Genomic DNA, 21,689 nt, shown 5'->3' with positions numbered 1-21,689 from the left:
CACGCAGCGGCCGGCCGTGACCGGCCGCGGTCAACCGCATTCGATCAAGACCGGCGCCGTTGATCAAGGCGAACGGCACGATCCCCCATGGACCGCCCTCCCCATCAACAACACGTCCGGGACGACCGATCGGTTCCCGTACGCGGAAGACGTCCCGCAACCCGCAGGCTACGGGACGTCCCTGACGGCCCGGCGGTCAGGCGTACTGCGCCCGCAGACGCGCGTGCACCTCAGGCGCGGCACCCGTGCGGTCGAGGCCCAGGAGCCCGGCGCCGAGGACCGGTGACTCCCGCACCACGCGCACCACGGCCTTCGGAGCCCGCGCCGCGAGGAGTTCGCGGATCCGGTCGTCCAGCCGCGGGTGGCGCGCCGCCAGAACGCTGCCGCCGAGCAGCACCGGAGCCTCCTCGTCCAGCAGCCCGAGCCGGGTCAGGGCGACGGAGGCCAGGGCCACGACCTCCTCGGCCAGCCGGTCCACCAGGGCCCGCGCGACCGGGTCGCCCGCCGCGCCCGTCGCGAAGAGCACCGGGGCCAGTTCGTGCCGCCGCTCCGGTGCGATGCGGCCCAGGTGCAGCGCCTCGATCAGCGCGTACATCGAGCCGAGCCCGAAGTGCGCGGGGAGCGCCCGGGCCAGCTCGGTCGGCTCGCCCCGGCCGTCCTCGGCGCGCGCGGCGAACCACAGCGCCTCCTCGGACAGGCCCGAACCGCCGCCCCAGTCACCGGAGATCCGCCCGATCGCCGGGAAGCGCGCGGTGCGCCCGTCCGGGACCATGCCGACGCAGTTGATGCCCGCGCCGCACACCACGGCCACGCCGCGCGGCTCGTCCACCCCTGCGCGCAGGATCGCGAAGGTGTCGTTGCGCACCTCGACGGTCCGGCCCCAGCCGCGCGCGGCCAGCGCCGCCGTCAGCTGCTCCTCCTCGACCGGCAGGTCCGCGTTGGCGAGGCAGGCGGACACATGGGCGACCTGTCCGGCGTCCGCCCCGGCCTCGCTGAACGCCCGCTCCACCGCCGCGCCGAGCACGTCGACGGCCGTCTCCACTCCGGCCAGCGGCGGCTGGAACCCGCCGCCCCTGGCCGTGGACAGCACCGTGCCGTCCGCCCCGATGAGGGCCACATCGGTCTTGCTGTTCCCCGCGTCGATCGCGAGGACGGATCCGTTCACGCCCACGCGAGGTGCTCCCGGTTGTGCGCGATCAGCTTGTCGGTCAGCGCCTCGGCGTACTCGAACTGGCCGATCAGGGGGTGGGCGAGCAGCGCCTTGAAGACCCGGTCCCGGCCGCCGTGCAGCGCGGCCTCCAGAGCCAGGCCCTCGTACGCCGTGACGTTGGCGATGAGCCCCGCGTACAGCGGGTCGAGGGCGGGCACGGCGAGCGGCGTGGCGCCCGAGCCGTCGACCTTCGCCTGCACCTCGATCACCGCGTCGTCCGGCAGGAACGACAGGGTGCCGTTGTTGTACGTGTTGACCACCTGGTGCGCCGAGCCGCCGCCGCCCAGGAGGGCCGCCGCCAGGTCCACGGCCGCCTCCGAGTAGAAGGCGCCGCCGCGCTTGGCGAGCAGCGCGGGCTTCTCGTCCAGCGCCGGGTCGCCGTACATCGCCAGGAGCTCCTTCTCCATGGCGGCGACCTCGGCGGCCCGGGAGGGCTTGGTGCCGAGCTCGCGGACGACCTCGTCGTGCGCGTAGAAGTACCGCAGGTAGTACGAGGGGACGACGCCGAGCCGGTCCACGACCGCGCGCGGCATGTGGAGGTCGTCCGCGATGGCGTCGCCGTGCTCGGCGATCAGCCGGGGCAGCACGTCCTCGCCCTGCGGGCCGCCGAGGCGCACCCCCAGCTCCCAGGTGAGGTGGTTCAGCCCGACGTGGTCGAGGTGCACCTCGCCGGGGGCCACGTCGAGCAGCCGGGCGAACTTGCGCTGGAAGCCGATGGCCACGTTGCACAGGCCGACGGCCTTGTGCCCGGCCTGGAGCAGGGCGCGGGTGACGATGCCGACCGGGTTGGTGAAGTCGATGATCCAGGCGTCCGGGTTGGTGCGCCGGACGCGCTCGGCGATGTCCAGGACGACCGGGACGGTGCGCAGGGCCTTGGCGAGGCCGCCGGCCCCGGTGGTCTCCTGGCCGACGCAGCCGCACTCCAGGGGCCAGGTCTCGTCCTGGTTGCGGGCGGCCTGGCCGCCGACGCGCAGCTGGAGCAGGACGGCGTCCGCTCCGGCGACGCCCGCGTCGACGTCCGAGGTGGTGACGATGCGGCCCGGGTGGCCCTGCTTGGCGAAGATCCGCCGGGCGAGGCCGCCCACGAGGTCGAGCCGGTCGGCGGCCGGGTCGACGAGGACCAGCTCCTCGACCGGCAGCGTGTCACGCAGCCGGGCGAATCCGTCGATCAGTTCGGGGGTGTAGGTGGACCCGCCACCCACTACAGCGAGCTTCATGGTTCAGCCCTTTACTCCGGTCAGTGTGACGCCCTCGACAAAGGCCTTCTGTGCGAAGAAGAAGACGACGATCACAGGGGCCATGACCAGAACGGTCGCGGCCATGGTCAGGTTCCAGTCGGTGTGGTGCGCGCCCTTGAAGGACTCGAGGCCGTAACTCAGCGTCCAGGCCCCCGGGTTCTCCGAGGCGTAGATCTGCGGGCCGAAGTAGTCGTTCCAGGCGTAGAAGAACTGGAAGAGGGCGACGGCGGCGATCCCCGGCTTGGCCATCGGCACCACCACGCGCAGCAGGGCGCGCAGTTCGCCGCAGCCGTCGACCTTCGCCGCGTCGAGGTATTCGTCGGGGATGGTCAGCAGGAACTGCCGCAGCAGGAAGATGGAGAACGCGTCGCCGAAGGCCATCGGGATGATCAGCGGCCAGAGCGTGCCGGACAGGTCCAGCTGCTTGGCCCAGAACAGGTACATCGGGATGACCACGACCTGCGGCGGCAGCATCATCATCGAGATGACGAGCATCAGCGAGAGCCGCCGGCCGCGGAAGCGGAACTTGGCGAGCGCGTACGCCACGGGCAGCGAGGACACCACCGTGAGGACGGTGCCCAGACCCGCGTACAGCAGGGTGTTCCGCCACCAGGTCAGGAAGCCCGGGGTGTCGAACACCCGCTTGTAGTTGGCCCACTCGAAGGGGTGCGGCCACAGGTCCCGGGTGAGGGCCTGCTGGTCACTCATCAGCGAGGTGAGCACGAGGAAGACGAACGGCAGCACGAAGAACAGCGCGGCGGCCACGCCGAGCGCGTGCACGGCGATCCAGTTCAGCAGCGCCTTGCGGCGCGCCACGCGCTGGGCCGGGGTGGCGGGGTCGCCCGCCGGTCCGGCGGTCTTCGGGAGGTCGAGAACCTGCGCCATGTCACTCACCTGCCTGGATCAGTCCGCTGCGGCGCCGCATCAGCAGTGCGGTGAACGCCATGGCGAGGACGAAGAGAACGAGCGCGACCACACAGGCGGAGCCGTAGTCGAAGCGCTGGAAACCGAGGTTGTAGACCAGCTGCGGAAGCGTCAGTGTCGACTTGTCGGGATAGCCGGGCTCGAACTGCTGGCCCGAGCCGCCCATCACGCCGGACGCGACCTTCCCGGCCACCAGCGGCTGGGTGTAGTACTGCATCGTCTGGATGACGCCGGTGACCACGGCGAACATGATGATCGGCGAGATGTTCGGCAGCGTGACGTACCGGAACCGGTGGTAGGCGGTCGCCCCGTCCAGTTCCGCCGCCTCGTACTGCTCCTTCGGTACGTCGAGCAGCGCGGCCATGAAGATCACCATCAGGTCGCCCACCCCCCACACCGCGAGCGCGGTCAGCGCGGGCTTCGACCAGGTGGCGTCGGTGAACCAGCCGGGCGTGCCCATCCCCAGGTCGCCGAGGATCGAGTTGACCGGCCCGGTGCCGGGGTTCAGGAGGAAGACGAAGCCCAGCGTGGCCGCGACCGGCGGCGCCAGATAGGGCAGGTAGAACAGCGTCCGGAAGACGCCCGTGCCCGTCTTGATCCTGGTGATCAGCATCCCGACGCCGAGTCCGAAGACCACCCGGCAGGTCACCATCACGACGACCAGCCACAGTGTGTTGCGCAGCGCCGGCCAGAACAGCGGGTAGTCGTCGAAGACGTACGACCAGTTCTTGAAACCGCTGAACTCGGGGGCGGCGAACCCGTCGTAGCTGGTGAAGGAGAAGTAGACGGTGGAGATCAGCGGGTAGGCGAAGAAGACGCAGAACCCGATCAGCCAGGGCGACATGAAGGCCGCCGTCCGAAGCGCCGACCTGCGGCGCTTCGAGCGGAGTGTGTACGTGCTCATCGCGTCGGCTCTACTTCGCCTGGGCGATCGCCGCGTCGATTTCCTTCGCGGTCTTCTCCAGACCCGCCTGGATGTCCGTCTGCTTGCCCTTCTCGACGTCGAAGCCGAGGTTCTGCAGGGACGTCAGGTACGCGCCGCCGTTCACCGAGGGCGGGGTGGTGGTCGACTTCGGGTTCGCGGCGATGTCCAGGAAGGTCTTGAAGCGCGGGTCGTACTTCAGCTTCGGCGACTTCAGCGCGGCCAGCGTGGAGGGCACGTTGTGGATGGCGTTGGCGAAGTTCACCACCGCGTCGGTGTCGGTCGTCATGAACTTGACCAGCTGCCAGGCGGCGTTCTGCTTGCTGCTCGTCGACGCGATGCCCGCGATGGTGCCGGTCAGATAGCCCTTGCCGTACGTGTCGGCCTCGTCGTCCGCGACCGGCATCGGGGCCACCCCGATCTCGAAGCCCGGCTTGGTCTCCTCGGCCATGCCGAGCCGCCACTCGCCGTCCAGCTGCATCGCGACCTGGCCGGTGTGGAACGGGTGCTTGGCGCCCCACTCGTCGCCGAAGCCGGTACGGAACTTCTCCAGCTTCGCGTAGCCGCCGAGCGAGTCGACCAGCTTCTTCTGGTTGGTGAGCAGCGCCGCGAACGCCGGGTCCTTCGCGATGTTCGACTTGCCGTCCGCGTCGAAGTAGGTGGGGTTCCAGGCACCGAGGTAGTGCTCGGTGGTGGACTCGTAGCCGTGGTAGTTCGGCATGAAGCCCAGCTGCTCGTACGAGTCGCCCTTGGTCTTCGTCAGCTTCTTGGCGTCGGCCGCGAACTCGGACCAGGTCTTCGGCGGGTTCGCGATCCCGGCCTTCTTGAACGCGTCCTTGTTGTAGTAGAGCCCGTACGCGTCACCCAGCAGCGGGACCGTGCAGCGCACCCCCTCGTACTGGGTGTACTCGTTCATCGCCTTCGGGAAGGTCGCCTCGGGGTCGATGCCGTCCTTCTTCAGGAACGGGTTGAGGTCCACGAACGCCTTCGACGAGCAGAACTTGCCCACGTTGTTCGTGGTGAACGAGGAGACCACGTCCGGCGCCTTGGACCCGCCGGCGCGCAGCGCCTGGTTGATCTTGTCGTCGGTCATGTTGCCGACGACCTTCACGTGGATGTTGGGGTGGGCCTTCTCGAAGGCGGCGATCGTGGCCTCGATGCCCTTCACCTCGCCCGGCGCGCTCCAGCCGTGCCAGAACGTGATGGTCGTCTCCTTGGACGCGTCATCGGTGGCCCCTGAATTGCTCTGCCCGGTACAGGCGGAGGCGAACAGGGCTATCGCGGCGGTCGCGGCGAGTGCGGCGGCCGGCTTCCGGCGGTTTCCGGACATGGTGGTGTCTCCCGGTGGAGCGGTGGGCTGGGACGGGGCGTGTACGGGAAAGGGGTGGCGTGAGTGGTCAGCGCGAGGTGTCGAACACTTCGTCACGGGTGGCGGCGAGCGCGCTCTCCAGCGCGCCGCGCAGAACGGGGCGGTGGGTGACGTCCCCGGCGAGCAGCCGGGGCCTGGACGCCGCGAGCTCGGCCAGCTCGGCCGCGACCCGGGCGCGCAGCTGCTCGCCGCCGCGCGAGAACAGCTCACCGGAGAGCACGACGATCTCCGGATCGAGGACGGCGACCAGGGAGGCCAGGCCGGTCGCGAGGCCGGTGGCGAACCGGTCGAGCAGCGCGGCGTACGGCCCCGCCTCGCCCCGCTCCACGGCCTCGGCGGCCCGGCCCACCAGCTCGGCGGCGATCGCGTGGTGGGTGCCGGAGCCCGGCGCGTCCTCGATGCCCAGCTCCCGGGCCAGGCGCGCGAGCACCTGGGCGCCCGCCAGTTCCTGGAAGCCGCCCGCGTTGGCCTTGGTGACCTGGCGGACCAGCGGCGCCCCCGGCACCGGCAGGAAGCCGACCTCGCCGGCGCCCCCGGTGAAGCCCCGGTGCAGCCGGCCGTTGATGACGAGGGCGGCGCCCAGGCCCTCCTCGTTCCACAGGAGGACGAAGTCGTCGTGGCCCCGGGCCGCGCCGCGCCGCTGCTCGGCCACCGCGACGAGGTTGACGTCGTTCTCGTACTCGACGGGCATCGGCAGCACCGCCGCCAGCTCGTCGAGCAGCGTGGTGGAGTGCCAGCCGGGCAGGTGCGAGGCGTACCGCAGCCGGCCGGTGTTCGGGTCGAAGGCGCCCGGTGTGCCGATGACCACCCGGTGCACGTCGGCCCGGGTCAGCCCGGCCGCCGCCACCGCGCCGTCCAGCGCCTCGGTCACCTCGCGCACCACGCTGTCGGTGCGCCGCCCGGGGGTCCGCAGCTCGAACTCCCCGACCGTCGCGCCGGTCACATCGGCGACGGCGGCGACGATCCGGTGGGCGTTGACGTCGAGCCCGGCGACATGGGCGGCGGCGGCGTTGACCGCGTACAGCTGGGCGTTGGGGCCGGGGCGCCCGGCGGCGGTCCCGGTGGCGACGACGAGCCCGGCGGCTTCGAGGCGGGCCAGCAGCTGGGAGGCGGTGGGCTTGGAGAGCCCGGTGAGCTTCCCGATCCGGGTCCGGGACAGGGGGCCGTGCTCCAGGAGCAGATCGAGGGCGGCGCGGTCGTTCATGGCGCGCAGGACGCTGGGTGTGCCCGGCGTGTTTCCGGCCATGAGCGTGACACCTGCCCCTCTGTTAGGAAAGTTTCCTGTTCGGTGAGAGGAAGGTAGGGCCCGGGTCACCGGGGCGTCAATGACCTGACGGCCGGTGGCAACCAAAGCGTTACCCGGCCGGAAACGACAGCGGCCGGGGACCCCCGCGGGTCCCCGGCCGTGCGGGCTACTTCGTGGTGCTCGGTGGCGGGATCGGGGTCGCCGCGAGCGACTGCGGGGAGGTCGCGGAGGCGTACGCGGACGGGGCGGCCATCCCGGCCGTGGGGTCGGCACCTGCCGGCGCCTCCTCCGGGGTGCCCGTCACCATGCTGATGCCCGCCGCGTCCAGCGCGACCTTGATGCGCCAGCGCAGCTCGCGCTCCACACCGGCCGCCTCGCCCGGCATGGTCTTCGCGCTCACCCGGACCGTCATCGAGTCCAGCAGCACCGTGTCCAGGCCCAGGATCTCCACCGGTCCCCACAGCCGCTCGGTCCAGGGCTCCTCCTTGGCCATCACCTGGGCCGCCCCGGTGATCACCTCACGGATCTTCTCCAGGTCCTCCGTCGGGCGGACCTGGACATCGACGCCCGCCGTGGACCAGCCCTGGCTGAGGTTGCCGATCCGCTTGACCTCGCCGTTGCGGACGTACCAGATCGCGCCGTTCTCGCCGCGCAGCTTCGTGACCCGCAGGCCCACCTCGATGACCTCGCCGGAGGCCACGCCCGCGTCGATCTGGTCGCCGACCCCGTACTGGTCCTCCAGGATCATGAAGACCCCGGACAGGAAGTCGGTGACCAGGTTGCGGGCGCCGAAGCCGAGCGCGACCCCGGCGACCCCGGCGGAGGCCAGCAACGGCGCCAGATTGATCTGGAACGCGCCCAGGATCATCAGCGCCGCGGTGCCCAGGATCAGGAACGAGGCCACCGAACGGAGCACCGAGCCGATCGCCTCCGACCGCTGGCGGCGGCGTTCCGCGTTGACCAGGAGGCTGCCCAGCGCGGTGCCCTGGACGGCCTGCGCGCTGCGGTTCATCCGTTCTATGAACTTGCTCAGGGCGCGGCGGACCAGATGGCGCAGGACGACCGCGACGGCCGCGATGAGGACGATCCGCAGCCCGGTGTTCAGCCAGGTGGACCAGTTCTCCTCCACCCAGCCCGCGGCGTCTCCCGCCTGCTTCGCGGCTTCGTCCAGCGAGCCGCCGGGCTCGGGCGACGGGGCTGCGGCCAACAGGGCGGACAGGGGCACGGCGAGACCTCCAGGGGGCGGGCGCTGAACGGACGAGCGCTGAACAACCACACTAACGGGGGACCCCTGGGGGAAAAATTCGTTCCGGCCCGTTACCCGTACGTGGTGGCGCTCCGACCAGGCGTGAGGGGAGACTGAGAGCGGAGATCGTCCCGGCGCGAGCCACGCGCCGCCGGCGTACAAGGAGGCATACGTGCCGCATGTCCTGGTTCTCAACGCGTCGTACGAGCCGCTCGGCGTCGTACCGCTCCGCCGAGCCCTCGTCCTCGTCCTCGAGAACAAGGCCATCTGTCTTGAGGAGTCCGGCGCGCTCATGCACAGCGCGACCCGGACCGTCCCGGCCCCCAGCGTCGTCCGGCTCAAGCGGTTCGTCCGCGTCCCCTACCGGGGGCCGGTGCCGCTGACCCGGCGGGCCCTGTTCGCCAGGGACGGCGGACGCTGCATGTACTGCGGGGCCGCCGCGACCAGCGTCGACCACGTCATCCCGCGCAGCCGGGGCGGCCGGCACGCCTGGGACAACGTGGTGGCGGCCTGCCGCCGCTGCAACCACGTCAAGGCCGACCGCCATCTGCCCGAGCTCGGCTGGCGGCTGCACCAGCAGCCCGCCCCGCCGACCGGACTGGCCTGGCGGATCATCGGCACGGGGCACCGCGACCCGCGCTGGCTGCCCTATCTGCAACCGTTCGGCGCGGACGACGCGATGGCCCGGATCGACGGCATCTCAGCCTGAGACCGGGCCCCCGTGCTTTCCGGGGCGGCCCGCCGCCACCCCGGAGCCCCGGCCTGCCCGTGCACCGTCAGTCGTCCTCCGCCACCGCGTACGCCTCGGCCGACCAGAGCGAGATCCCGTACTTCGTGGCCCGCTCGTCGCCCACGACGCGCACGAACCGGGTGTCCTTCGCGTCCATCCGCACCGACTCGCGGCCGCCCCGGCCCTCGCGGACGGTCGCCGCGGTGTGCCAGGTGCGGCCGTCCGCGGAGACCTGGACGCGGTAGCGCGACGGGTACGCGTCCTGCCAGTGCAGCACCATCCGGCCGAGCCGGACCGGGGCGGACAGTTCCGCCTGCCACCACGCCCCGTCCCCGGCCGGTGAGGACCAGCGCGTCTCCGGGTCGCCGTCGGACGCGGCGGACGCCGGGAAGTCCTCGGTCTCGTCGCCCGACGAGGAGGCGGTGGCCCCGCGCAGCAGGTCGGGCCCGGCGGTGCGCGGGTAGGCCCGGACGGTCAGCGTTGTCCTCTCGTCGCCGAAGGCGAACGGCACCTCGTACTCCCCGGCCGGAGTGTCCTCCGGGACCGTGATCCGCACCGGGACCTCGGTCCGCGTCCCGCGCGGCACGGTCGTACGCTTCGGCACCCGGACCTCGATGCCCCCGGGCGCCTTCGCGGTCAGCCGCCCGCGCACCTCGGCCGGGCGCAGGCCGGACAGCCGGGCCCGGACCTCCTGCGGCCCGCCGCCGATGACCGCGTCCGTCTCGCCGCGCGCCAGGTCCAGCCGGGCGGCCGGTTCGTCGCCGAACCAGGGGACCAGGGAGCGCACGTCCGGGGCGGTCCCGGCGCGGACGGACGCCCCGGCCAGCGGCGGGATGACCAGGGGCGGGGCCCCGGCCGCCAGCGGGGTCGCGGCCGGCCAGCCGATCCGGACCGCGTCGGCCCGCACGCCCTCGCCCGCCGCCTGGGTCCAGCCGCTCGCCGACAACGGACCGAGCGCGCGCCACCCCTCGCCCGGCACATGCGCCTGGACCGTCGCGCCCAGCGCCGCCCCGTCGTCCGGCACGGTCGTCGCGGTGACCGCCTCCAGCGGACGGGCCCGGCCGAGGCGCACCGTATAGCTGCCCGGTGCCTCGGACACCTCGCCGCCCGGCCGGTCCGTTCCGGTCCAGGAGCGGGCCTCCTCGCGGACCCGGTCGAGGAACGGGCCGAGCACGCCCTCGCCGACCTTCGCACCGCCCGCCGCGATGTCCTTCCGGACCGGCTCCAGCGCCAGGGACGCCCGCCAGGCGGCGGCCCCGTCGCCCCGGGCCTGGGCACACAGCAGGTCCACGGCCAGCTCGCCCGCGTGGCCGTACCGGGACAGCTGCGCGCTCCACGGCCGGACCTCGGCCCCGAGCCGGCCTCCGGCGACGCCCGCGAGCCGCGCCGGGGCCGCCCGCATCTCGCCGAAGGCGTCCCGCAGCCGGTCCGCCGCCGCGTCGAGCGCCTTGCCCGCGCCGTCCGCGTACGCCGCGCGGAACGCGGCGATCAGCGGCCGCAGATACGCGGACTCGGTGGAGCCCAGCACGGAGCCCGCGCTGTTGCCCGCGAGCGCCCGCAGCGCACCGGCGCTCCGGCCGTCGCCGCCCGCGAGGTCGTCGATCGCGGCGTCCCAGGACTTCGCGGGGTCGTAGCCCCTCGGGTTCCATGCGAAGTCGGCGGTCGTGAAGAGCGGGATGCGGGACGCGGCGGGCTGCTCCATCGCGTTGGCCAGCAGCGCCGCCGAACCGGACGCCACCGCCGGGTCCCGGCCGGTGTACGGGCCGAGGAAGATCCGGTCCTGCGCGTAGTCGTTGACCGGGTAGTTGTCCATGGTCACCAGCGGGTGCCCGAACGCGGCGCGCGCCCCGGCCAGTTCGCCGCCGGTGATGGTCCTCGGTACGACCCCGACGCCCGTCCAGGCGACCTCGGTCCCGTCCGCCAGCTCCCGGGCGAGTGCCGTGCGGTACGCCGTCGCCCCGTCCTGGTAGTACTCCGTCGGCATCACCGACAGCGGCAGGGCGTCCGGGTGGCGCTCCGCCAGGTGCCGGGCCACGCCGTTCACGACGCGGGCCTGTGCCCGGGCCGCCGCCGCGGGCCCGCTGCCGAAGGCGTCCGCGTCGGCCGCGCAGTGCCACTCGCTGTAGCTGACGTCCTGGAACTGGACCTGGAAGACCCGCACTCCCAGGTCCCACATCGCGTCGATCTTGCGGTTCAGTGCCTTGAGGTCGCGGTCCGACGAGAGGCACATGGACTGGCCCGGCGCCACCGCCCAGCCGAGCGTCACGTGCTCGGCCGCGGCCCGTTCGGCCAGCGCCCGGAAGCCGGCCTTCCGCGCCGCCGGGTACGGGTCGCGCCAGCGGGCCTGGCGGTACGGGTCGTCGCCCGCCGCGTACAGATAGCGGTTCTGCTTGGTGCGCCCCAGGAAGCCGAGCTGCGCGAGCCGGTCCTCCTGGCTCCACGGCTGCCCGTAGAACCCCTCGGTCAGCCCGCGTACGGCGGTGGACGGCCAGTCCCGCACGGTGACCCCGGCGACCTTCCCGCCCCGGACCAGCTGGCGCAGCGTCTGCACAGCGTGGAACAGGCCGTCCTCGCCGACGCCCTCGACGGCCACCGTGTCCCGCTTCGCGACCCGCCCGGCCGCCAGCCGGTAGCCGCCCGCCGGGAGGTCCGCGCGGTCCGGGGCGCCCAGGCCGCGCAGCGCGTCCGCCGCCCCCTCGCCGCCAAGACGCAGGACCGGCCCGGCGCCCGGCAGCGTCTCGTGGACCGTGCGCACCCCGGCCTCCGCCAGGACCGCGCGCAGCGCTTCCACGGCGTACGGATCGGCCTCCGGGTCCGCGAGCAGGGTGACCTCGCGGCCCAGGGCGACGGCGGGCCCGGCCGCCGCCATGCTCTGCGGGCGCGGCCACACGGCGGGGAGCGCGGAGTCCGCCGCGCGGCTCCGGTCGGCCGCGGACCTGGCCGCCGGGTCCGGGGGAGCGGCGAGCGCGGGCGGGGCTCCGGCGGCGAGCAGCCCGCCGAGCACGGCCACGGCGACGGCCGTCGCCCGTGTCCTCCCACTGAGCCGCATCCCTGTCTCTCCCCTCGCCCTACCCGTGGGTACCGAGCCCACCACCCCGCGCGCGAGGGTGTCAATGCGCGAGGCGTTCGGTACGGAAATGCCCTGATGTGACCGGTGTGATGAACGGGGTGCGTGCGGCGGGGCGAGACGCGAAGGACAGCGCCGAATGGCCGAAAAAGACGGACGTCTTGCGGACAACGGGCCCTTCGGGAACGGAATGTGACCCGGAGCACGTTGAACTCGTTGTTGTAACGCCTACGTCTGCGGCGGCGCCCGCTGGGTAGGCCGTCACTGTCCTGTTCTCCACGGCCAGGAGGCCACCATGCCCGCCACCGCGCAGCGCCCGCTCTCCGCCCTCCCCAAACAGGCATCCGGTCCCGTCCCGCTGATCAGCGCGTCCCCCGCCACCGTGCCCGGCCCGCTCACGAGCGAAGCGCCGCTCGCCGACGGCATACCCCTGACCAGCGAGCCCCCGCTCGCCGAGGCCACCCCCCTGACCAGCGAGCCGCCGCTCGCCGTCCTCGCCCCGCTGACCAGCGAACCGGCCGCGTCCGGCTGCGCATGGGGCCCGGAGTCCCCAGGAGTCTGAATGGGCTTGTCCCGGCTCGCCGCACTGCACGGCGTCGCCACCTCCTTCTCCCCGTCCGCCGGCGTCACCGGGCCCGTCCCCGAGACCACGGTCGTCGCGGTGCTCGGCGCGCTCGGCGTCGACGCCACGACGCCCGAAGCGGTACGCGACGCACTCGCCGCCGCCGAGTCGGCCGCCCGCACCCGGCTCCTCCCGGACACGCTGGTGGTGTGGTCCGGCGAACCGCTCCCGCCCGCGCTGACCGGACTGCCGCCCGGCACGGAGCTGACGGTCCGGCTGGAGGAGAGCGACGAGAAGGCGGAGCCGGTCCTGCTGCAGGTCCCCACCGGGGGACCGGATCCGGCCGGACCGGGAAGCGCCTGGTGGGCCGAGCCCCCGTTCGGCGTGCACCGGCTCACCGTCCGCGCGCCGGACCGCGAACCGCAGGACTGCACGCTCGTCGTCGCCCCGGACCGCGCCCCCCAGCCGCCCGCCCGCACCCACGGCTTCCTGGTCCAGCTCTACTCCCTGCTCTCCGCCCGCTCCTGGGGCATGGGCGACCTCGGTGACCTCGCCGACCTCGCCTCCTGGTCCGGCCGCCGCCTCGGCGCCGGCTTCGTCCAGGTCAACCCGCTGCACGCGGCGGTGCCCGGAGACCCCACCGACCCCTCGCCCTACCGCCCGTCCTCCCGGCGCTTCCCCGACCCGGTGCACCTGCGCGTCGAGTCCGTCCCGGAGTACGGACACGTGCCCGACCCGGTCGCCCTGGACGCGCTGCGCCGCAAGGGTGCCGAGCTGCGGGAAGCCGTCCTGGACAAGGGCGCCCTCATCGACCTGGACGCCGTCCGGGCACTCAAGCGGCAGGCCCTCGACCTGATCCTCGCGGTCCCCCTCACCCCGGGCCGGCACGCCGCGTACTGCGACTTCCTCGCCGCCCAGGGCCGCGCCCTGGAGGACCACGCCCTGTGGTGCGCGCTCGCCGAGGTGCACGGCCCCGACTGGCACGACTGGCCCCCGGAGCTGCGCGACCCGCGCTCCGACGCCACCGCCCGCGCCCGCGCCGAGCTGCTGGACCGGGTCGACCATCACTGCCGGCTCGCCTGGCTGACCGCCACCCAGCTCGCCGACGCCCAGCGCGCCGCCCGGGAGGCCGGGATGCCCGTCGGCGTCGTCCACGACCTCGCGGTCGGCGTGCACCCCGGCGGCTCCGACACCTGGGCCCAGCAGGACGCCTTCGCCCACGGCATGTCCGTCGGCGCGCCCCCGGACGCGTTCAACGCGCGCGGCCAGGACTGGGGCCTGCCGCCCTGGCGCCCGGACGCCCTCGCCGCCTCCGGCTACGCCCCGTTCCGCGGCCTGCTGCGCGGCGTCCTCGCCCATGCGGGCGCCCTCCGCATCGACCACGTGATGGGCCTGTTCCGGCTCTGGTGGGTGCCCGGGGGCCGCCCGCCGACCGAGGGCACCTACGTCTCGCACGACGCGGAGGCGATGCTCGCCGTCCTGGTCCTGGAGGCGCACCGGGCCGGCACGGTCGTCGTCGGCGAGGACCTGGGCACGGTCGAGCCCGGTGTCCGTGAGGCGCTGGCCCGGCGCGGCGTCCTCGGCACCTCGGTGCTCTGGTTCGAACGGGACTGGGCGGGCGACGGGCGCCCCCTGGCCCCCGAGCGGTGGCGCCGGGACTGCCTGGCCACCGCGACCACCCACGACCTGCCCTCCACCGCCGCCCGGCTGACCGGGGACCATGTGACGCTCCGCCACCGCCTCGGCCTCCTCACCCGTCCCCTGGACGAGGAGCTGAGGGAGGACGGCGCGGACAGGGCCGAGTGGCTGGCCCTCCTCACCCGGCTCGGGCTGCTCCCCGGGGGCACCGCGCTTCCCGGGCACGAGGGCGGCGCCGACGAGGAGGCGGCCGTCCAGGCCGTCCACCGCTTCCTGCTGCGCACCCCCGCCCGGATGACCGGGATCTGGCTGCCCGACACCGTGGGCGACCGCCGCCCGCAGAACCTCCCGGGCACCTGGGACCAGTACCCGAACTGGCGGCTGCCCGTCGCCGACGCGGAGGGCGTCCCGGTCACGCTGGAGCAATTGGCCGCCTCACCCCGGCTGCACCGCCTGATGGACGTCCTGCGCGCCCCGCAGGAGCCCCCGGAGGCCCGCGTGCCGTGAGCCGGACCCCGTACGGCACCCCCGGGCGCGCGGCCCGCGCGGGCGTTCGCTACGTTTGCACCGTGGACAAGAAGAACGCTATGCGCGCCGGCGCCGTCGCCGCCGGAACGACGCTGATGATGCTGCTGATGTCGTCCCCCGCGCTCGCGCTCACCCGCGACGACGGCGACGACCCGGGTACCGGCCTGAGCGTGCTCGACACGCTCGGCCTGTTCGTCCTGGCGCCCCTCGTCCTGTTCGGGGTCATCGCGGGCCTGGTCATGGTCCTCGACAAGTCCAAGAAGCAGGCCTGACCCACCTGCCCGGCGACCGGGGCCCCGCCCCGGTCCCGCCCCGCACGGCACGGGTGCGCCGCACGGTAGCCACTACCGCGCGGCGCACCCGCATGTCCGGACCCGGACGCGGCGGTAGGTTGCGCCCATGACCGAGTGGGACGTCAAGAAGCTCCGCATCCTGCGCACCCTGCGCGACCGGGGCACGGTCACCGCGACCGCCGACGCCCTGCTGATGACCCCCTCGGCGGTCTCGCAGCAGCTCTCCAACCTGGCCAGACAGCTCGGCGTGCCGCTCCTGGAGGCCCAGGGCCGCCGCGTCCGCCTCACCGACGCCGCCCATCTCGTCCTGCGCCACGCCGAAGCGGTCTTCGCCCAACTGGAGCGCGCCGACGCCGAACTGACCGGCTATCTGCGCGGCGAGGCGGGCGAGGTCCGGGTCGCCGCGTTCGCCACCGCCGTGCCCGCCCTCGTCGTCCCGGCCGTGCAGCGGCTGCGCACCGACCCCCGCCCCGGCCCCGCGGTCCGGGTGCGCGAGGCGGAGGCCTCCCAGGCGTACGAACTGCTCGCCGCCGCCGAGGTCGACCTCGCCCTGTCGCTGGCCGCCGACGCCCCGACGGCCCGCGACCCCCGGTTCACCGTCCTGCCGCTGCTCGCGGACCCGCTCGACGTGGCGCTCCCGGCCGGCCACCGCCTCGCGGACGCGGCCGGGCTGCGCCTCGCCGACCTGTCCGCCGAGCCCTGGATCTACGGCGGCTCCGGCCCCTGGTCGGAGATCACCGTCTCCGCGTGCCGGGCGGCGGGCTTCGTACCCGAGCAGGCGCACAGCGCGTCCGGCTGGACGGCGATCCTCGCCATGGTCGCCGCAGACCTGGGGATCGCGCTCGTCCCGCGGATGGCCTCGGCCGAACGGCACGGCCGGGAGGGCGTGGTGATGCGGGTGCTCGACGCGGACCGGCCCCGACGCCATGTCGTCGCCGCCGTCCGGCGCGGGGGAGAGGACGCCCCGGCGGTGGCCCGGGTCCTCGCGGCGCTGCGCGAGGCGGCGGAGCCCTACGGGGACGGCACAACCGTTCAGCCGGACTGAATGGTTCATGCGGAAACTTTCGATGGACCTACCGGCTTCCGGCGTACGACAGTGAACGCATGACCACCGAACGGAACGAGATCCGGCACGACGACCCCCACGCCAACGACGCGGCACCGTACGGCGGCGGTGACCCCTACGCCGACTACCGCACCGCCGACCTCCCCTTCACCGACCTCGTGGACCTCGCCGACCGGCGGCTCGGCGCGGGCGTGATCGCCGCCAACGACGAGTTCTTCGCCCAGCGCGAGAACCTGCTCGTCCGGGAGCGCGCGGTCTTCGACCCCGAGCGCTTCGGCCACAAGGGCAAGATCATGGACGGCTGGGAGACCCGCCGCCGGCGCGGCGCGGACGCCCAGCACCCGTTCCCGGCCCCCGACGAGCACGACTGGGCGCTGATCCGGCTCGGCGCCCCCGGCATCATCCGCGGCATCGTCGTGGACACCGCCCACTTCCGGGGCAACTACCCGCAGCGCGTCTCCGTCCAGGCCACCTGCGTCGAGGGCGCGCCCGGTCCGGAGGAACTGCTCGCCGACGACGTGAAGTGGGAGGAGATCGTCCCCCCGACGCCGGTGCGCGGCCACGCGGCCAACGGCTTCGAGATCACCGGCGGACGCCGCTGGACCCACATCCGCCTCTGCCAGCACCCCGACGGCGGCATCGCCCGCCTCCGCGTGCACGGCGAGGTCGTCCCCGACCCGGCCTGGCTGGCCACGCTCGGCACGTTCGACCTGATCTCGGTCCTGAACGGCGGCAGTTACGAGGACGCCTCGGACCGGTTCTACTCCTCGCCGACCCAGATCATCCTGCCGGGCACCTCGCGCAAGATGGACGACGGCTGGGAGAACCGCCGCCGCCGGGTCCGCGACACCAACGACTGGGTCCGCTTCCGGCTGCCCGCCCAGGGGGCCGTCCGGGCGGTCGAGATCGACACCGCCTACCTCAAGGGCAACGCGGCCGGCTGGATCGCCCTGCACGGCCGGGACGGCGAGAGCGGCGAGTGGTCCGAGATCATCCCGCGCACCCGCCTCCAGCCCGACACCCTGCACCGCTTCACGCTGCCGGACGAGGCCGTGGTCACCCACGTACGCCTCGACGCCTTCCCCGACGGCGGAGTCGCCCGGATGCGCCTGCACGGCTCCCTGACCGAGTCCGGCGCGGCAGACCTCAGGGCCCGCTACGAGGCGTCGGCCTCGTAAGGCCGGTCCCCCCCCCGCTCCCGCCCGGCGGACGGCTGCGCGTACGCGCCTGTCCGCCGGGCGGTTTCCAGCCGGGTTACGCGGTCGCGGCCGCCGCGTCCGCCGTACGGGCCCGCAGCGCGCGCTCCACGCCCGAGCGGGACTCCGAGATCAGCCGGCGCAGCCCCGCGCCCGGCTCGGCCGAGGCCAGCCAGGCGTCCGTGGCGTCCAGGGTCTCCTGCGAGACCTGGAGCGCCGGGTACAGGCCGATCGCGACCTGCTGGGCCATCTCGTGGCTCCGCGAGTCCCAGACGCCCTTCACCGAGGCGAAGAACTTCTCGGTGTACGGGGCCAGCAGCTCGCGCTGGTCCGTCTGCACGAAGCCGGCGATGACGGCCTCCTGGAGGGAGTTCGGCAGCTTGTCGGACTCCACGACCGACGCCCACGCCTCGGCCTTCGCCTCCTCGCTGGGCCGTGCCGCCCGGGCGGAGGCCGCGTGGCGCTCGCCCGCCGCCGTCCGGTCCCGCGCGTACTCGGCGTCGATCTCCTCCTCGTCGATGAGCCCGGTCGCGGCGAGCCGCTGGACGAACGCCCAGCGCAGCTCGGTGTCCACGGTCAGGCCCTCGATCGCCTCGGTGCCGTCGAGCAGCGAGCGCAGCAGGTCCAGCTGCTGAGGGGTGCGGGCGGTGGCCGCGAAGGCGCGCGCCCAGGCCAGCTGGTGGTCGCTGCCCGGCTCCGCCGCGCGCAGGTGCGCGTGCGTCGCCTCGGTCCACTGCGTCAGACCCGCCTCGCGCCACTCCGGCGTCGCGTACAGGTCGATCGCCGTCTTGACCTGGCGGTGCAGCGACTGCACGACGCCGATGTCCGACTCCTTGCCGATCCCCGACAGGACCAGCGAGAGGTAGTCGCGGGTGGCCAGCTCGCCGTCGCGGGTCATGTCCCAGGCGGAAGCCCAGCACAGGGCGCGCGGCAGCGACTCGGTGAAGTCGCCCAGGTGCTCGGTGACGACCCGCAGCGACTCCTCGTCCAGGCGGACCTTCGCGTACGACAGGTCGTCGTCGTTGAGCAGGATGACGGCCGGTCGCGCCTTGCCGGCCGGGAACGGCACGGTGGTGCGCTCACCGTCGACGTCCAGCTCGATCCGGTCCGTGCGGACCAGCTTGCCGTCGGCGTCGAGGTCGTAGCAGCCGATGGCGATCCGGTGCGGCCGCAGCGTCGGCTCGCCCTTGGCGCCCGCGGGCAGCGCGGGCGCCTCCTGGAGCACGGTGAACGAGGTGACGTGACCGTTCTCGTCGGTCTCGATCTCCGGGCGCAGGATGTTGATCCCGGCCGTCTCCAGCCACGCCTTCGACCAGGTCTTCAGGTCGCGGCCGGAGGTCTCCTCCAGCGCGCCCAGCAGGTCGGCCAGCCGCGTGTTGCCGAAGGCGTGCGCCTTGAAGTACGCCTGGACGCCCTTGAAGAACTCGTCCATGCCGACGTACGCCACCAGCTGCTTCAGGACCGAGGCGCCCTTGGCGTACGTGATGCCGTCGAAGTTGACCAGGACGTCGTCCAGGTCGCGGATGTCGGCCATGATCGGGTGGGTCGACGGCAGCTGGTCCTGCCGGTAGGCCCACGTCTTCATGGAGTTGGCGAACGTGGTCCAGGAGTGCGGCCACCCCGAGCCCTCGGCGTACGCCAGGCAGGCGATCGAGGTGTACGTGGCGAACGACTCGTTCAGCCAGAGGTCGTTCCACCACTCCATCGTGACGAGGTCGCCGAACCACATGTGGGCCAGCTCGTGCAGGATGGTCTCGGCGCGCGTCTCGTACGCCGCGTCCGTCACCTTCGACCGGAAGACGTACTGGTCGCGGATGGTGACCGCGCCCGCGTTCTCCATCGCGCCCGCGTTGAACTCCGGCACGAAGAGCTGGTCGTACTTGGCGAACGGGTACGCGTAGTCGAACTTCTCCTGGAACCAGTCGAAGCCCATCCGGGTCACGTCGAAGATCGCGTCCGCGTCCAGGTACTCGGCGAGCGAGGGCCGGCAGTAGATGCCCAGCGGGACGGTCACGCCGTCCTTCTCGTAGCTGCTGTGCACCGAGTGGTACGGGCCGACGATCAGCGCGGTGATGTACGAGGAGATGCGCGGCGTGGGCTCGAACGACCAGACGTCGTCCTTCGGCTCCGGCGTCGGCGAGTTGGAGATCACGGTCCAGCCGGACGGGGCCTTCACGGTGAACCGGAAGGTCGCCTTCAGGTCGGGCTGCTCGAAGCTCGCGAAGACGCGGCGCGCGTCCGGCACCTCGAACTGGGTGTACAGGTAAGCCTGCTGGTCGACCGGGTCGACGAAGCGGTGCAGACCCTCGCCCGTGTTGGTGTACGCGCAGTCCGCGACGACCTTCAACTCGTTGGCGCCGGCCCGCAGGTGCGGCAGCGTGATGCGGGAGTCGCGGAACACCGCCGCGACGTCCAGGGCCCTGCCGTTCAGCTCGACCTCGTGCACCGCAGGGGCGACCAGGTCGATGAAGGTCTCCGCACCGTCCTCGGCGGAGTCGAAGCGCACGACGGTGACGGACCGGTAGGTCCCGCCCTCCTGCGCCCCGGAGAGGTCGAGATCGATCTCGTACGCGTCCACGGTCAGCAGGCGCGCCCGCTCCTGTGCCTCTTCGCGGGTCAGATTCGTGCCAGGCACGCGGTCATCTCCTTGCTCTGTGATGTTTCCCGTCATACTTCCACGGGACCCCCATTCAGGGCGATGTCCGTTTTCCGCCGGACCGGGGCGGCGCGGCGCGGCACGCTCGGGACCATGACCATCTACGAGGCACGCGCCATCGAACCGGACGCGCTCGGCGGACTCCGGAAGACCGACGACGCCGGGCGGCCCTGCGACCCGTACACCGCCACCGAGGGCGGCGACCCGCTGCGGTGCTGCCTGCGCGGCAGCCGGCCGGGGGAGCGCATCGCCCTGGTCTCCTACGCCCCGCTGCGCCGCTGGGCGGCCGAGACCTGGGCCCGCCCGGGGGCGTACGACGAGCAGGGCCCGGTCTTCATCCACGCCGACGCGTGCGAGGGGCCGGAGCCCGGCCGGGAGGGCTACCCCTTCTCCCGCGCGGGCGCGCTGCGCACGGTGCGCCGTTACGACGCGGAGGGCCGCATCGTGGGGGGCAGGCTCCTGGAGATCCCCGGGGACGAGGAGCGGGGCTACGACGAGGCGTTCGCGGAGGCCTTCGCGGACCCGGCGGTGGCCCTGGTCCACGTACGGGCCGTGGAGTACGGCTGCTGGCACTTCGAGGTGCGTAAACCAAGCCCCTCCGGCGATTGAGGAGCGGGGGGTCCGGGGGCAGCGCCCCCGAACCACACGGCACCTCGGCTTCAGCCGGCAAGCTCCGCCGCGACCAGCTCCGCGATCTGGACCGCGTTCAGCGCGGCCCCCTTGCGCAGGTTGTCGTTGGAGACGAACAGCGCGAGACCGTTCTCCGCGGTCTCGTCGTTGCGGATGCGCCCCACGTACGACGCGTCCTTGCCCGCGGCCTGCAGCGGCGTCGGGATCTCGGACAGCTCGACGCCCGGCGCGTCCTTCAGCAGCTCGTACGCGCGCTCCACCGAGACCGGCCGGGCGAAGCGGGCGTTGACCTGGAGGGAGTGCCCGGAGAAGACGGGGACGCGGACACACGTGCCGGAGACCTTCAGCTCCGGGATCTCCAGGATCTTGCGGGACTCGTTGCGGAGCTTCTGCTCCTCGTCCGTCTCGAAGGAGCCGTCGTCCACGATCGACCCGGCCAGCGGCAGCACGTTGAAGGCGATGGGGCGCTTGTAGACGCCCGGCTCCGGGAAGTCCACGGCCGAGCCGTCGTGCGTGAGCTTGTCCGCGTCGGCGACGACCTTGGACGCCTGGCCGTGCAGCTCGGCGACCCCGGCGAGACCGGACCCGGAGACCGCCTGGTACGTGGCGACGGTCAGCGCTTCGAGCCCCGCCTCCTCGTGCAGCGGGCGCAGCACGGGCATCGCGGCCATCGTGGTGCAGTTCGGGTTGGCGATGATGCCCCTGGGGCGGTCCGCGATCGCGTGCGGGTTGACCTCGGAGACGACCAGCGGGACCTGGGGGTCCTTGCGCCAGGCGGAGGAGTTGTCGATCACGACGGCGCCCTGCGAGGCGACCTTCTCGGCGAGCGCCTTCGAGGTCGCGCCGCCGGCCGAGAACAGCACGATGTCCAGGCCCGTGTAGTCGGCCGTGGAGGCGTCCTCGACGGTGATCGCGCGTCCCTGCCACTCGATGACGGAGCCCGCCGAGCGCGCGGAGGCGAACAGCCGCAACTCGTCGGCCGGGAACTTCCGCTCGGCCAGGATGCTGCGCATGACTGTGCCTACCTGACCGGTGGCGCCGACGATTCCGACCTTCACAGGAACTCCCTCAGACGTACGAACGGGCACGGTTGCCGGTCCATGATGCGTCTGTCCACGCCCGCCTTGTCCAATCCATTGTCCGGCCTGCGGACGAGTGGCGCACAGCA

At 73.1% G+C, this 21,689-nt stretch carries 17 protein-coding genes; 7 read left to right on the top strand and 10 right to left on the bottom strand.

From position 1 onward, the window contains the following. Positions 1 to 196: 196 nt before the first annotated feature. The 7 genes from ACZ6C6_RS04045 to ACZ6C6_RS04015 form a co-directional block, all read right to left on the bottom strand. Positions 197 to 1,171 carry an N-acetylglucosamine kinase gene (locus ACZ6C6_RS04045; RefSeq protein WP_469198795.1) on the bottom strand — a complete coding sequence of 325 codons (975 nt, stop codon included), beginning with the start codon at positions 1,169 to 1,171 and terminating at the stop codon, positions 197 to 199. Continuing rightward, positions 1,162 to 2,427: a 6-phospho-beta-glucosidase gene (locus tag ACZ6C6_RS04040; protein WP_469198793.1), complete on the bottom strand. Its 1,266-nt coding sequence runs from the start codon at positions 2,425 to 2,427 to the stop codon at positions 1,162 to 1,164. Before ACZ6C6_RS04040 ends, ACZ6C6_RS04045 begins: the two co-directional genes overlap by 10 nt. Positions 2,428 to 2,430: 3 nt before the next feature. Then, positions 2,431 to 3,333 carry a carbohydrate ABC transporter permease gene (locus ACZ6C6_RS04035; protein ID WP_469198791.1) on the bottom strand — a complete coding sequence of 301 codons (903 nt, stop codon included), beginning with the start codon at positions 3,331 to 3,333 and terminating at the stop codon, positions 2,431 to 2,433. A gap of 1 nt (position 3,334) precedes the next feature. Further along, positions 3,335 to 4,276, bottom strand: coding sequence for a carbohydrate ABC transporter permease (locus ACZ6C6_RS04030; protein WP_469198789.1), 942 nt, complete (start codon positions 4,274 to 4,276; stop codon positions 3,335 to 3,337). A gap of 10 nt (positions 4,277 to 4,286) precedes the next feature. Continuing rightward, positions 4,287 to 5,624: an ABC transporter substrate-binding protein gene (locus ACZ6C6_RS04025; protein ID WP_469198787.1), complete on the bottom strand. Its 1,338-nt coding sequence runs from the start codon at positions 5,622 to 5,624 to the stop codon at positions 4,287 to 4,289. Positions 5,625 to 5,691: 67 nt separating this feature from the next. Then, the gene (locus tag ACZ6C6_RS04020) at positions 5,692 to 6,909 is read right to left on the bottom strand and encodes an ROK family transcriptional regulator (RefSeq protein WP_469198785.1); all 1,218 of its coding nucleotides are present in this window, start codon (positions 6,907 to 6,909) and stop codon (positions 5,692 to 5,694) included. Positions 6,910 to 7,075: 166 nt separating this feature from the next. Next, positions 7,076 to 8,134, bottom strand: a complete 1,059-nt coding sequence (locus tag ACZ6C6_RS04015; RefSeq protein WP_469198783.1) for a mechanosensitive ion channel family protein — start codon at positions 8,132 to 8,134, stop codon at positions 7,076 to 7,078. A gap of 193 nt (positions 8,135 to 8,327) precedes the next feature. Here ACZ6C6_RS04015 and ACZ6C6_RS04010 point away from each other — a divergent pair, with 193 nt between their 5' ends. Continuing rightward, on the top strand, positions 8,328 to 8,864 hold the full coding sequence (locus ACZ6C6_RS04010) for an HNH endonuclease (protein ID WP_365681456.1): 537 nt from the start codon (positions 8,328 to 8,330) through the stop codon (positions 8,862 to 8,864). 67 nt (positions 8,865 to 8,931) lie between these two features. Here the strand turns inward: ACZ6C6_RS04010 and ACZ6C6_RS04005 are convergent, their stop codons facing one another. Beyond that, complete coding sequence (locus tag ACZ6C6_RS04005) at positions 8,932 to 11,934, bottom strand: beta-N-acetylglucosaminidase domain-containing protein (protein ID WP_469198781.1); 3,003 nt, start codon at positions 11,932 to 11,934, stop codon at positions 8,932 to 8,934. A gap of 313 nt (positions 11,935 to 12,247) precedes the next feature. Here ACZ6C6_RS04005 and ACZ6C6_RS04000 point away from each other — a divergent pair, with 313 nt between their 5' ends. The 5 genes from ACZ6C6_RS04000 to alc all read left to right on the top strand — a co-directional run bounded on the left by ACZ6C6_RS04000 (position 12,248) and on the right by alc (position 17,217). Then, the gene (locus ACZ6C6_RS04000; protein ID WP_469198779.1) at positions 12,248 to 12,514 is read left to right on the top strand and encodes a hypothetical protein; all 267 of its coding nucleotides are present in this window, start codon (positions 12,248 to 12,250) and stop codon (positions 12,512 to 12,514) included. Then, on the top strand, positions 12,515 to 14,659 hold the full coding sequence (malQ, locus tag ACZ6C6_RS03995; protein WP_469198777.1) for a 4-alpha-glucanotransferase: 2,145 nt from the start codon (positions 12,515 to 12,517) through the stop codon (positions 14,657 to 14,659). 62 nt (positions 14,660 to 14,721) lie between these two features. Continuing rightward, entirely contained in the window at positions 14,722 to 14,952 is a 231-nt protein-coding gene (locus ACZ6C6_RS03990; RefSeq protein ID WP_365681448.1) for a hypothetical protein, read from the top strand. Between the two features lie 127 nt (positions 14,953 to 15,079). Continuing rightward, the gene (locus tag ACZ6C6_RS03985) at positions 15,080 to 16,018 is read left to right on the top strand and encodes a LysR substrate-binding domain-containing protein (protein ID WP_469198775.1); all 939 of its coding nucleotides are present in this window, start codon (positions 15,080 to 15,082) and stop codon (positions 16,016 to 16,018) included. Positions 16,019 to 16,077: 59 nt separating this feature from the next. Then, entirely contained in the window at positions 16,078 to 17,217 is a 1,140-nt protein-coding gene (alc, locus tag ACZ6C6_RS03980) for an allantoicase (RefSeq protein WP_469198774.1), read from the top strand. Positions 17,218 to 17,293: 76 nt separating this feature from the next. Here the strand turns inward: alc and pepN are convergent, their stop codons facing one another. Next, positions 17,294 to 19,870: an aminopeptidase N gene (gene pepN / locus ACZ6C6_RS03975; protein WP_469198772.1), complete on the bottom strand. Its 2,577-nt coding sequence runs from the start codon at positions 19,868 to 19,870 to the stop codon at positions 17,294 to 17,296. A gap of 114 nt (positions 19,871 to 19,984) precedes the next feature. Here pepN and ACZ6C6_RS03970 point away from each other — a divergent pair, with 114 nt between their 5' ends. Further along, the gene (locus ACZ6C6_RS03970; protein ID WP_469198770.1) at positions 19,985 to 20,500 is read left to right on the top strand and encodes a DUF1203 domain-containing protein; all 516 of its coding nucleotides are present in this window, start codon (positions 19,985 to 19,987) and stop codon (positions 20,498 to 20,500) included. Positions 20,501 to 20,550: 50 nt separating this feature from the next. Here the strand turns inward: ACZ6C6_RS03970 and ACZ6C6_RS03965 are convergent, their stop codons facing one another. Further along, complete coding sequence (locus tag ACZ6C6_RS03965; protein ID WP_469198768.1) at positions 20,551 to 21,579, bottom strand: aspartate-semialdehyde dehydrogenase; 1,029 nt, start codon at positions 21,577 to 21,579, stop codon at positions 20,551 to 20,553. Positions 21,580 to 21,689 lie beyond the last annotated feature (110 nt).

This window comes from Streptomyces sp. NPDC041814 (assembly GCF_055590565.1).
This window is presented reverse-complemented; position numbering and strand designations above follow the sequence as displayed.